Raw genomic sequence first — 12334 nt, 5'->3', positions numbered from 1 at the left:
AGTCAGTCACTCGAGCGGCGGTCGGCGAAAGCCTTGATCTCCGCCACCTGAACCGGGTCGAGTGACGGTCGAACCGACTTCCGCGCAGTTTCGACGTCATCCGCCGTCACGATCGTGGCGTCGATAGACCTGCGCATCGCCGCAAGCGCCGATTCCCGCAACAGTGCAGCACAGTCCGCGGCCGAATAGCCATCGAGTTGGTCAGCGAGGTCGTCGAGGCTCACATCGTCTGCCAGCGGGATTGATGCTCCTGCCGCACGCAGAATCGCGGCCCGGGCCTCGGCATCCGGTGGCGGAACAAACACTAACCGTTCCAGCCGACCCGGGCGCAATACCGCGGGGTCGATGAGTTCAGGGCGATTTGTTGCGCCCAGCACCACGACGTCTCGAAGCGGCTCGGCTCCGTCAAGTTCCGTCAGCAACGCTGCCACCACTTTGTCGCTTACACCAGAATCGGTGCTCTGTCCTCGCCGTGGCACCATCGCGTCGATTTCGTCAATAAAGACAAGCGATGGAGCAGTATTGCGCGCTCGCTGGAAGAGATCGCGAACAGCCTTCTCGGAGGACCCAACCCACTTGTCCATCAACTCTGAACCCTTGACGGTGTGAACACTGAGTTGGCCCGAACTTGCGAGGGCCCGGACCACAAAAGTCTTTCCACAACCAGGAGGTCCGTACAACAAGACTCCGCGTGGTGGCTGAACCCCGAGCCGTTCAAATGTGTCGGGGTGCCGCAGGGGCCACAACACCGTCTCCGTGAGCGCTTGTTTGGTCTCCACCATGTCGCCGACGTCCTCAAGCGTGACGCTGCCCATCGACAGTTCCTCAGTGCCAGAGCGGGACAGCGGGCGAATCACCTGCAAGGCGCCGATAAGGTCCTCCTGGCGCACAGCGGCTTTGCCCCCGTTTTTGGAGGCCCTCGACGCGGCGCGCAATGCTGCTTCACGCCGCAGTGACATCAAGTCAGCAGCAACGAACCCGGGCGTGCGCAACGAGACCTCTTCAAGGTCGAGTTCGTCCGATGGAACGTCGCGAAGCAAGTACCCGAGTAGCGCTCGACGCGTTGCACCATTAGGCAGCGCAATCGTGATCTCGCGGTCGCACAGGTCGGGTGAACGAAGCCGTGCGTCGGTGAGATCAGGGTGCGCGGTAGTTGCCACGAGCACGACCCGGTCATTATTGATTGCGCGACGCAACCTGCCCAAGATCAGGCTGGACACCGGTTCAGGCTCGGACGGCAAGAGCGCGTCAACCTCAGTAATCAACAAGACTCCGCCGCCACGGGCCGCATCAATGGCCTGCGATACAGTCTCGGCCCTACTGCCTGCCTCCAACGCGCCCGTGCCGGGGCCGTCGAGTTCGATGACGTTGCGGCTCGCGCACACCGAACGTACAAAAGTTGCTTTGCCCGTTCCGGCAGGCCCTGTCACCAAGACACCCAAACGAGGCGACGCACCTAAGGTTGCGAGAAGTTCAGGTTCGTCAAGTGCGAGACTCAACCAGTCGGTGAGTTTTGACACTTGCGATTCAACGCCCACCAAATCGGCAACAGGTACGGTCATCTCTGCTGGAGCGGGCTCACTGCTACCCGGCGGCGTTGTGGGGTTTTCGGTGCGCGTTGCGGGCCGCGACGTAACCCCGGCGGTGGCCCTGCTGTCGGCGGCGCTGTCCTGAGTTGTCGAAGGCGCGATGCGGCTGAACAGCGGGTCGCTACCTCTGGCCTTGTTCTCTGTCGCCGAACCTGGCCATGTAATCGAAGTGTTGGGTTGGACGCTGACAACGCCGTCCGGGTCAGCTTCCACAACGGTGAGCAGCTCTGAAGTCCAGGTGATGCCAATCGCTCGACGCAGCGCTTGGGTTGCCTCGGAAGTGCTCGTGCCGGGCCCCAAATCGCGAGGGAGCAGCGACACCGTGTCACCGACAGTGAGTACTTTGCCGAGCAACGCCTGACGTAGGGTGTTCGGCGACAACGACGTCATTGCGAGCGATGAACCACTGAGGACAATCTTGCGGGCACCCTGAACTGGGACAGGCCCAACAAGTACCGTGGCATCCTCGCGGATTCCCGCATTCGACATGGTGACATCGTCGAGAAGGATCGTGCGCGGGGCAGAATCACTGTGAGCATGCGCCACCACCGCGGCAGTGCGGCGGGTTCCGAACAACTCGATCGCGTCCCACTCGCGCAGGTTCAACGCCGACAGAACCTCGGGGTGAACTCGCACTACTCCTCGCCTGGAGTCCATATGCGATGAAGTCAGCCGAGCCGTCAGTGTTACCCGTGCAGCGTTATCAACAGAATCCACGTGTACGAGCCTAGACGCAGAGCGAACTAACGGCGGGACCTACCGCGCCCAGCAACGCGGGAAGATCGACCTTTTGGCTTAGATCGGCGCATACCAAGGCGCGTCAAGGATCGGCGCTGTGCGCTCGAACGGCGCAGCGCGCGACGCTCCCCGGGCGGGATATCCCAAGTTTCGGGGCGTGCGGCGACCCATCGTTTGGAGTGAATCGCGTAGGGGATATGAGCGAGATACACCAGGACTAGTGCCACGAGCACAACGTAGGGATATGTGATTGTCCCCGCCGCCACCAGCGCAACCACGATAAGCAGCAGCGCAGCCATCTTCGGGGGCACCGAAACCTGCTTCATGGCCATCGTCGGTACGCGACTGACGATCAGTGCTGCGGCGCCGACTGTCCATGCAGCGACGAACGGGAACGAAGTCCACCACCCCGTACCCCACTGTTCCCATGCGGCAAGCGGCGCGAGCGCGATGAGACCTCCCGCCGGGGATGGGACTCCAACAAAATAATCTTTTCGATATGCGGGTGCGTTCTCGTCGTCGGTGAGCACATTAAACCGGGCAAGACGAAGAACAATCGCAACGACGTAGACCAGTGCGACGATCCAGCCGCCGTTGTTGCCGTGCAGAAGCGTCACATAAATAACTAGTGCCGGTGCCACACCAAAGTTGATTGCATCGCACAACGAATCAAGCTCAGCCCCAATCTTGGTGGTGGCGTCGAGCAATCGTGCGATGCGGCCATCAACCCCGTCGAGGATGGCCGCCGCGCCGATTGCCGCAATGGCGAGCCCAATCCGGCCCTCAAGGCCGAACTTCACCGCTGAGAGTCCGGCGCAGAGTGCCAAAATTGTGATGGCGCTAGGCAGCAATCGCACGCCGGCGCTTCGAATGGGAGGCGATTGCTCGTTGGACGTCACGGCCGGTCGGTTGTGACGTGCTTGGTTGCGACCCTCAGTCATCTTGGCACCTGCGTCATGTGATTCCTCAATCAACAGTAATGTGACGCGCTACTGGTCAGACCAGTTCGGCGATCACCGTTTCCGCTCCGATCACACGCTGGCCACGCTCTGCAAGGATGCGAGTGCCTTTCGGAAGGTAAGTGTCAACGCGTGACCCGAACCGGATCAACCCGTACGTTTCTCCGAGTGGAAAAACATCGCCTGAGCGTGCGTCACAGATGATTCGTCGGGCGATAAGTCCAGCAATCTGAACGACAACGACCTCGTGCCCAGTCGGTGTGCGAAGCAGCATGCTGTTGCGCTCGTTTGCGTCGCTGGCTTCATCTAGATCGGCCGACAAGAATTTCCCCGACTTGTGAATCACGTTCACTACCTGCCCCGCGACGGGGGTTCGCTGAACATGAACGTCCAGAACTGATAGGAAGACACTGACACGGGGGAGCGGTTCGGCGCCGAGTTCGAGCTCAGCCGGTGGTACCGCCATGTCTACCAGTGTCACCTCGCCGTCAGCGGGCGACACAACCACGCCTGGACGGGTTGGTGGAACCCTGTTGGGGTGCCGGAAGAACGTCGCGTTTGCCACAGCAAGGCCAAGTCCGGCTGTGCGAACAAGTCGGGATTTGCGACCGAGCGCAGCTACGGCCAACGGAACCACGATGAATGGGATTCCTGCCGGGTGTACGGGCGGGATGTGGTCGCGAACGAGCCCGAGGGCGTGCCCCACAGGGTTTCTGGGTTCTTGCCCAGGAGGAATAGGTTTGCGGGCCACTGTCGGATGCCCTCCCTTACTTTGATATCCATCGTCATCGGACATGTGTGTCGCCGATCTCTGGAATGTAGACTACGGCACCGAAGTTATGTGCGACATGCGTCAGGTATGTCGGGTTGCGTCGGTGCTTAAGTACAGCGCATATTAAGTACAGCGCAGGTCCCACACTGGAACCTCAGTGCCCGCTTCGATCTCCGTGACGTCTTCGGGGATTTCGACGAGACAGTTAGACAACGCCAACCAGCGAAGAAAATGTGATGCTGGTGGGCCAATTAATTCGACTGTGCCTTTGTCTTGATCGAAGATGCCCCGCCTAAACTGGCGTTTCCCGGCCATTGACCGGATGTTTTCGGTGACGCGCGCTCGATGCCGTAGCCGAGTAACGTCGGCGAACCCCATCGCGCTTCGCAGTGCAGGGCGCAGAAATACTTCGAAGGAAATCAACGCGCTGACGGGGTTGCCAGGCAACGTCACGATGGGAGTTCCTTCAAAAAGTCCGCACCCTTGCGGCATTCCGGGTTGCATCGCAACTTTGACAAACTCCACGCCCCTACCGGCCAAGCTGTCTTTGACAACTTCGTAGGCGCCAGCGCTCACTCCACCTGAAGTGATGATGAGGTCGGCATCAGCCGCGTGCTGGCGCAAAGTGGAGAGAAACTCTTCTTGGTCGTCGCTAACAAAGCGAAGTTGTGCTGCCTCGCCCCCAGCTTCGCGTACTGCAGCGGCCAGCATGATTCCGTTCGACTCGTAAATTTCGCCATGCCGCAATGCTTGGCCGGGCGCAACGAGTTCACTGCCGGTGGACAGCACGACCACGCGCATAGGCGGAACAATAGGAACTGTCGCGTAACCGAGTGCCGCGAGCAATCCCAGTTGCGGTGCACACAACACCTGGCCGCGGTGCAGCGCGACTTCGCCCGTATTTATGTCCTCGCCGGTACGGCGGATGTGTTTACCTGACGCAACAGCGCCATTGATTGTTACTACTGAAGTCGCACCATCTGTAAGTTCCACGGGCACGATGGCGTCTGCACCATCAGGTACTGCGGCGCCTGTCATGATCCGATGTGCGCTACCGGGTTCTAGTGCAGGAATATCAGTTCTTCCAGCAGGAATATCGGCGGCGACCGGCAGAGAAACTGGAGAATCGGAGCCTGCGGCTGCGATATCAGACGCAACAACGGCATACCCGTCCATTGCGGAGTTATCGAAGCCGGGCAGTGGCCGGGGAGCAATCACGTCGCGGGCTAGTATTTTGCCTTGCGCGGCAGAAAGTGTGGCTTCATATTCGGGTCGACCTGTGAGTAGTTCTGAAATGGCCGATTCGTGCTCGCTGACTGAACGCATCTTTTGATTGTGCTGTGTGCACGTGCCATTCGGTACGGCAGGTCACTAAACCGCAATACAAGCAGTTTCCGCTAGGTGACGTTTGTGTGTAGACAGTGAACTTTCTGCAACCTGCTGCAAGGTGCAACCGTCGGGTGAGTATCGTCGAACGTATGGCTCACATCGACGGAGTACTTTTTGACATTGACGGAGTTCTCGTCACGTCATGGCACGCCATCGAGGGCGCGGCGGAAACGGTCCAGACTGTCGGCGACGCCGGTTATAAATGCGGGTTTCTCACCAGCACTACTTCGCTCACCCGAGAGTTGATTGCGGCCAAACTGCGCAAGCTTGGGATACCTGCCGAAACTGAAGACATTGTCACGGCGGCCCATCTGACGGCCGAGTACATTCGGGAAAACTATCCGCGAGCGCGGTGCTGGGTTCTTAACCACGGCGACGTCTTCATCGATATGGATGAAGTGACGTGGTCTTCCAAGGACCCCGATGTCATCGTTCTTGGTGGCGCCGGCCCGGAATATAGCCATGAAAACTTGAGCAGGGTGGTCCAATTAATGGTGGATGGCGTTCCAGTGGTTGCCATGCATCGAGGTCTGACATGGGCTACAAACTCTGGCTTGAAACTCGACGTGGGCGCGTACATTCCGGGGCTTGAGGCGGCCGGAAACTCTGCGATCACAGTTGTGGGCAAGCCGTCGCAGCATGCGTTTGACACCGCTGCGCAGGCATTGGGTATTGCACCTAAAAATACGATGATGGTGGGCGACGACCTCATCAATGACGTGCTCGCCAGTCAAGCTGCCGGAATGCGCGGAGTATTGGTGCGTACGGGGAAGTTCCACGCCCCACAACTTGAAGGTTCTAAGACCAAACCACATCACGTTATCGATTCGGTGAGTGACCTCCCAGGGGTTTTGGGTCTGACGCAAGACTGAGAAGCGCTATCGAGGCTTCTGCACGAAGTCGAGCGTTTGTTCGCTGGTGAAGCTGCGTCGAGATCCGCTGATCGGGTCGACGAACGTGACCGATCTGGCCAAAAGTTGCAGCGGAGCCGAGAAGTCATCTGTCGCTGTGGCCTTGATGTCGGGGTAGAGGTCGTCACCGATAAGTGGGAGTCCCAGTGAGTTCATGTGTATGCGCAGTTGGTGAGTGCGTCCGGTGAGCGGCGTGAGTCGATACAGGGCGTGCGTTTCTGAAAGTAGGCGCGCGAGCTCAATATGCGTGATCGCATTGACCTCTCCGTCTGTGATGGCAGCTTGCCGGTTTCCTTCGACCTTCACTATCCGGTTTCGTACGGTCTGAGGAAACTCGACCTGACCAGGTGCCGAAGCGATAGCTTCGTACATTTTCTCGACTGCGCGCCTGGCGAAGAGTTGCTGATACGGCGCTCGGACTGACGCGTTCGTTGCGAACATGAGGACGCCTGCGGTTGGTCGGTCGAGGCGATGAACTGGTGACAACTCAGGTAGACCAAGCTGTTGCCGGAGTAGGACCGTAGCTGAGTACCGGATGTGGCGCCCCCGGGGCATGGTTGCCATGAAGTGTGGTTTGTCAGCTACGACGAGGTTTTTGTCCTGGTGCAGTACGTGAATGCCGCGTGGTGGTGGGGTTTCGTCAGGAAGGTCTCGGTAGTAGTACAGCGTCATTCCGTTCACTACCGGTGTGGCGTGCGCGACCGCTTTGCCCTCGGCATCAATGACATCGCCGTTGGCAAGACGCGCGGAGAAGCGATCCCAGTGGTCAGGGTAGCGGTGGAAGATTGCGTCGCCCACAGTTTTCCACGGTGAATTATCAGGGAACCGAATCCATGCGGCATCGACGCCGTCTCGTGGGGGGAGGGGAGAGGCGCGGGTTGGCGATGGGTGCGGCATCTACGTCCTCCTTTGCGCGGTTTGCGCTTGCGTGAAAATGTGGGCCACACAATTGGCCAGTGCAGTATTGGCCCCCGCCAGAATCCCACACTTCATTGTGCTGTTCGCTCAGCGCGGATACCGACACCACGTTTTCTGTCTTGCACTCTCATGTGTTGAGTGCTAAACATGGGTTTGGCACTCAACACATGAGAGTGCTAGGTCGGGACGGTGAGATCAGGTATTGACACCCTGATCGTCCGTCGCGGGCACCGCGCCTGGCCAACCGCGTATAGCGGGCGATCCACGTGATCGCCCTGTGTGTCAGCCTCATACCTGGAGGATCACTTCGCAATGGCCAAGATCATCGCGTTTGACGAAGAGGCACGCCGTGGCCTCGAGCGGGGACTTAACGCCCTCGCCGACACGGTAAAAGTAACGCTGGGCCCCAAGGGTCGCAACGTCGTACTAGAAAAGAAGTGGGGCGCCCCCACGATCACTAACGATGGTGTTTCCATCGCTAAAGAGATCGAACTGGACGACCCATACGAGAAGATTGGCGCCGAGCTAGTCAAGGAAGTCGCCAAGAAGACAGACGATGTCGCAGGCGACGGCACCACGACAGCAACTGTTCTTGCGCAGGCACTCGTTCGCGAGGGCCTTCGTAACGTCGCCGCCGGTGCAAACCCAATGGCACTGAAGCGTGGCATCGAAAAGGCCGTAGAGACAGTTGTCGCTCGGCTACTCGATTCCGCTAAAGAAATCGAAACCAAAGAGCAGATCGCCGCAACCGCTGGCATCTCCGCTGGTGACCCACAGATCGGCCAGCTCATCGCAGAAGCGATGGACAAGGTCGGCAAAGAAGGCGTCATCACGGTTGAAGAAGCTCAGACATTCGGGCTTTCACTCGAGCTCACCGAGGGAATGCGCTTCGACAAGGGCTTCATCTCCGGATACTTCGTCACTGACCCAGAGCGTCAGGAAGCTGTACTCGAAGACGCCTACGTCCTTCTGATCTCGTCCAAGATCTCGACAGTGAAAGACCTACTGCCGCTTCTGGAGAAGGTCATTCAGTCTGGCAAGCCGCTCGCGATCATCGCTGAAGACGTCGAGGGTGAAGCTCTCTCGACTCTCGTCGTTAACAAGATCCGTGGCACATTCAAGTCCGTCGCCATCAAGGCGCCTGGCTTCGGTGACCGCCGCAAGGCAATGCTGCAAGACATGGCAATCCTCACTGGCGGACAGGTCATCAGCGAGGAAGTTGGCCTCTCACTAGAGACCGCTGGCCTCGAATTGCTTGGCCGCGCACGCAAGGTTGTCGTCACCAAGGACGAAACAACCATCGTCGAAGGTGCAGGCGACGCCTCACAGATCGAAGGCCGGGTCAACCAGATTCGCGCCGAGATCGACAAGTCTGACTCCGACTACGACCGTGAGAAGCTGCAAGAACGTCTCGCGAAACTTGCAGGCGGCGTAGCAGTAATCAAGGCCGGAGCAGCTACCGAGGTTGAGCTCAAAGAGCGCAAGCACCGCATTGAGGACGCCGTCCGCAACGCGAAGGCAGCCGTCGAAGAAGGCATCGTCGCCGGTGGTGGCGTCGCTTTGCTTCAGGCAAGCCCTGCTCTCGACGACCTCAAGCTCGAAGGCGATCAGGCAACAGGTGCGAACATCGTTCGCGTCGCGCTTGAAGCTCCGCTGAAGCAGATCGCGTTCAACGCAGGCCTTGAGCCAGGCGTCGTCGCTGAGAAGGTTCGTAACCTGCCTACCGGTCACGGCCTTAACGCTGACACCGGTGTGTACGAGGACCTCCTCGCTGCAGGCATCAACGACCCAGTTAAGGTCACCCGCTCGGCGCTGCAGAACGCAGCATCGATTGCGGCACTGTTCCTGACAACTGAAGCCGTTGTTGCTGACAAGCCTGAGAAGAACTCCGCACCCGCTGGTGACCCCACCGGCGGCATGGGCGGCATGGACTTCTGAGCTAAGTCCGCGCAAACCATAAAACCTGGCCCGGCTACCGAACTTCGGTAGCCGGGCCAGGCCGTTTGCGCCTACTGGGCGTGTAAGCCTACTGCGCCTGTAAGGTGTCGATGATTGAAACCGAGCTGTACGGATCGCCGCCCAACAGCGTGCCCGTGATGCGGTCATCAAAGCGTTGCTGGACAAGTGGGTACACCTCGCCCTGCAAGGGATAGAAATACACCCGCGGGAGCATCGCCTGCGCGGTCTTCAGATAATGCTCCACGAACGAGGCAACCTCAGGATTCTCCTCCAATGCGCTCGTTGACACATAAACAAACAGTGGCCGAGTCAGTGGTGTGTAGCGCCCATCCTGGGCATTGCTCAACGAAGGAAAAACCCCGTCGACCGCCACATTCGTTATCCGGTCACGAACGTCTTCGTCAGCAGAGAGATAGTTTCCGATACCGAGGAAACCGAGAGCATTTTCGTCATCAGCAATCCACTGAGTCAGCTCATCCATGGCATCAGTTGATTGGTAGTCGTCCCGAATTGAACCGGCCTCGCCCACAATAAAGTGAGTGAAATAGTCGAATGTTCCCGAACCATCCGGCCTACCGTAAAGGCCGATTGGAGTGTCTGGCCATTCATCGCGGACGTCACTCCAATTCGACACCGCGGAGCCCGGAGCCCAGATCTCACGCAACTCGCTTACGGACAAATCTTGAGCGAAACGATTTGCCTCGTTTCGCACCACGCTTAAGGCGTCAATCCCAATCGGCAGCTCGATAAACTCCACGCCGTTTTCAGCGCACATCGCTACATAATCAACGCGCTGTCCTGCCCCTGGGATAGCTTCAGAAGCATTGTTGAGAGGAGTTTCTCCAGTGCAGAAACGCGCGAAACCATCAGTCGTGCCCTCTGCCGTGACGGTGACATTAAAACCGCCATCACGGGCGATTGCCTCGGTAATCGGAGCTACCGTAGACGACCCGGATACCTCGATTTCAGTCCCTTGGGCGCCACAACCAGCAACAAGTAGCAGTGAGGTGGCAACGACAGGCATAGCCACAATCACTCTATGAACGCTTGCCTTACGCATGGTCGCCTGCCTTGTGTTCTCCTTCTGCTCCGTGGTTGCGAGAAACTAGCTGGTGAAGGACGTCGTTGAAGAATGCGCGCACTTCACTCCACCGCACCTGTGCATCGGCCATGTGGTCAACTAGGTGATCGATCTCAGCGTGCTGTGCAGCGTTCTCCCTGCGAAGCTTCATCTCGCGTCGTAGCCGTCCAACCGTTTCTTCGGCTTCGGCTAGGAGCGCTTCGAGTTCTCTATCTAGTTCTTCAGAAGTGCGACTAGGACGATCGTTATCGTGGGTATTCATAGCTCCCCCTTTTTTAGAAGATCACTGTCAGGAAAATCAGGGCCAGCGGGATCAACACAAAGACTCCAAGTACCCACGCTGCGGCATAAAGCTTGTTCTCCGTGCCAATTTGTGCCAGCCACGTCGCGCCCCGTAATGGAAGGACACGAAGGAACGGGATCCCGAAAATTACGGCGGTGGCAAACAAGTTGAATAGCAAGTGCACATACGCGGCTTGCAGTGCCAATGAGGCTTCAATCCCGGTAAACCCGAATGCGGCGATCAGCGCGGTGATCGTGGTTCCAATGTTCGCTCCGACGGTAAAGGGATAAATCTGCCGCAAGGAAAATTGCCCGGAGCCAGCGAGCGGCACCGCGAGACTCGTGGTTGTGGATGACGATTGCACCATCACTGTCACCACAGCGCCTGAGCCGATGCCCGTCAGAGGGCCGCGACCAATGGCGGAGTGCAGGACGTCTGCGGCTTTACCCACCATCAGCACCTTGAGTAGCTTGCCGATCAAGCTGATGACAAAGAGAATCAGCGCGATACCAATTGCGATGAGTGCAATACCGCGCCACGGGTCAGGAAGTGGTGAGGCTGCCCAGATGACGGCGGCCGAGCCTGGAGTGGTGACCGCCTTGACGAAGACGCCGATGGAGCCAAAGACAGCGGCGAATAGCCCACCATCAGTGCCCGATGTTTGCTCCGACAACCAACCCGATGCGCGGGCAAGCAATCCGAAGGCCAGCTCGAGCGGTAGGAATATGGCAACCGCGATCAAGTTGAAGAAGTCATGCACAGTGGCTGCGGCAAAGGCGCGCTTAAAGCCTTCTTTGTCACGCACCATCCCAAGGCTCACGAGAGTATTGGTCAGGGTCGTGCCAATGTTTGCGCCCATCAAGACCGGGATTGCGATCGCTAAGGGCAGACCGCCCGCGACAAGGCCAACAGTGATTGACGTCGTGGTGGAGGAAGATTGGGTAGCCGCCGTAGCGAGTACACCAATCATGAGTCCTACGAACGGGTTGGCTGCGAACTGAAACAGCTGAGCCGCTTGATCGCCAGTGGCGGCTTTGAACCCACTGCCAATCAAGCCCACCGCGGTGATAAGTACGTAGATACCAACCACTACGCCGATCCAGTTTGCGAACTTCTGCGCGCGGTCGTCAATCGGTAGAAAGTCCAGAGGTCCGCGCAAGCGGTGTGTATCTGGTGGCGCTACGGATACATCCGTGAGGGAGGCGCCAGCGTCGTGTGGGTTTGTCACCCTTGCTCCATTCTCGATGCCAGGCAGAACAAGGCAACCCGATCATGGTGAAGCGAAGCGACTACTTACAGGAACAGTCGGACGAGTGAACATTGGTGAACATGCGTTGCGGAAAGCACGCGACGTGCCACTAATCGGGCAAAGCTGGCCGGTTGGGGCGCGAAAAACTCTGCCAGCGAGCGCCCAGTTCCGGTCGGTGCTCCATCGGTATCGGTGGCGGGGAAGTTGTTAGGCCTTTGACCTGGTGGTTTGTGTTTGAGTTTTCTTGTGTGTAACTTTCTTGGGGCCAGCGAGTCCGGACCGGGTGAAACCGGGAAGGCAAGCGGCTAGAGACCCAGGTAGACGCCCGTTTTTCGGGTTTGCCTGCGAGGGTTAACTAGTGCTAGTCTGGCTAATCGTTCCCCTCGACGGAACTGCGCGAGCAGTTCTTCTTGTGGGTGTGGTGTTTGAGAACTCAACAGTGTGTCATTGTTTTTTTGATGATTCGTGGATGCCGGAAAGCGCGTG

At 58.4% G+C, this 12334-nt stretch carries 10 protein-coding genes; 2 read left to right on the top strand and 8 right to left on the bottom strand.

Annotated features, from left to right (window positions below):
• Positions 1-2: 2 nt before the first annotated feature.
• From IEW73_RS06155 to moeA, 4 genes are all read right to left on the bottom strand, one after another.
• A complete protein-coding gene (locus tag IEW73_RS06155; protein WP_188673029.1) occupies positions 3-2246 on the bottom strand; it encodes an AAA family ATPase in 2244 nt (747 codons plus the stop codon).
• An 86-nt stretch (positions 2247-2332) separates the two neighbouring features.
• On the bottom strand, positions 2333-3268 hold the full coding sequence (locus IEW73_RS06150; protein ID WP_188671625.1) for a CDP-alcohol phosphatidyltransferase family protein: 936 nt from the start codon (positions 3266-3268) through the stop codon (positions 2333-2335).
• Positions 3269-3323: 55 nt separating this feature from the next.
• Positions 3324-4037, bottom strand: coding sequence for a phosphatidylserine decarboxylase (locus tag IEW73_RS06145; protein WP_188671623.1), 714 nt, complete (start codon positions 4035-4037; stop codon positions 3324-3326).
• A 144-nt stretch (positions 4038-4181) separates the two neighbouring features.
• Positions 4182-5384, bottom strand: coding sequence for a molybdopterin molybdotransferase MoeA (moeA, locus tag IEW73_RS06140; RefSeq protein ID WP_188671621.1), 1203 nt, complete (start codon positions 5382-5384; stop codon positions 4182-4184).
• A gap of 152 nt (positions 5385-5536) precedes the next feature.
• On the opposite strand from moeA, the gene IEW73_RS06135 reads away from it, so the two are divergent.
• Entirely contained in the window at positions 5537-6319 is a 783-nt protein-coding gene (locus IEW73_RS06135; protein WP_188673026.1) for an HAD-IIA family hydrolase, read from the top strand.
• A 6-nt stretch (positions 6320-6325) separates the two neighbouring features.
• On the opposite strand, the gene IEW73_RS06130 is transcribed toward IEW73_RS06135, so the two are convergent.
• A complete protein-coding gene (locus IEW73_RS06130) occupies positions 6326-7255 on the bottom strand; it encodes a pseudouridine synthase (protein ID WP_188671619.1) in 930 nt (309 codons plus the stop codon).
• A 333-nt stretch (positions 7256-7588) separates the two neighbouring features.
• Here IEW73_RS06130 and groL point away from each other — a divergent pair, with 333 nt between their 5' ends.
• On the top strand, positions 7589-9214 hold the full coding sequence (gene groL / locus IEW73_RS06125) for a chaperonin GroEL (RefSeq protein ID WP_188671617.1): 1626 nt from the start codon (positions 7589-7591) through the stop codon (positions 9212-9214).
• A gap of 88 nt (positions 9215-9302) precedes the next feature.
• Here the strand turns inward: groL and IEW73_RS06120 are convergent, their stop codons facing one another.
• The 3 genes from IEW73_RS06120 to IEW73_RS06110 are packed head-to-tail and all read right to left on the bottom strand — an operon-like array spanning position 9303 to position 11827.
• Positions 9303-10295, bottom strand: a complete 993-nt coding sequence (locus IEW73_RS06120; RefSeq protein WP_188671615.1) for a PstS family phosphate ABC transporter substrate-binding protein — start codon at positions 10293-10295, stop codon at positions 9303-9305.
• On the bottom strand, positions 10288-10578 hold the full coding sequence (locus tag IEW73_RS06115; protein WP_188671613.1) for a hypothetical protein: 291 nt from the start codon (positions 10576-10578) through the stop codon (positions 10288-10290). The genes IEW73_RS06120 and IEW73_RS06115 overlap by 8 nt, the downstream gene beginning before the upstream one ends.
• Positions 10579-10591: 13 nt before the next feature.
• Complete coding sequence (locus IEW73_RS06110) at positions 10592-11827, bottom strand: Na/Pi symporter (RefSeq protein ID WP_188671611.1); 1236 nt, start codon at positions 11825-11827, stop codon at positions 10592-10594.
• Positions 11828-12334: the final 507 nt, after the last annotated feature.

Origin of the sequence: Hoyosella rhizosphaerae (assembly GCF_014643175.1) — a bacterium.
Taxonomy (GTDB): domain Bacteria; phylum Actinomycetota; class Actinomycetes; order Mycobacteriales; family Mycobacteriaceae; genus Lolliginicoccus; species Lolliginicoccus rhizosphaerae.
The sequence above is the reverse complement of the archived record's forward strand: the minus strand, read 5'-3'. Positions and strand labels throughout refer to the sequence as shown.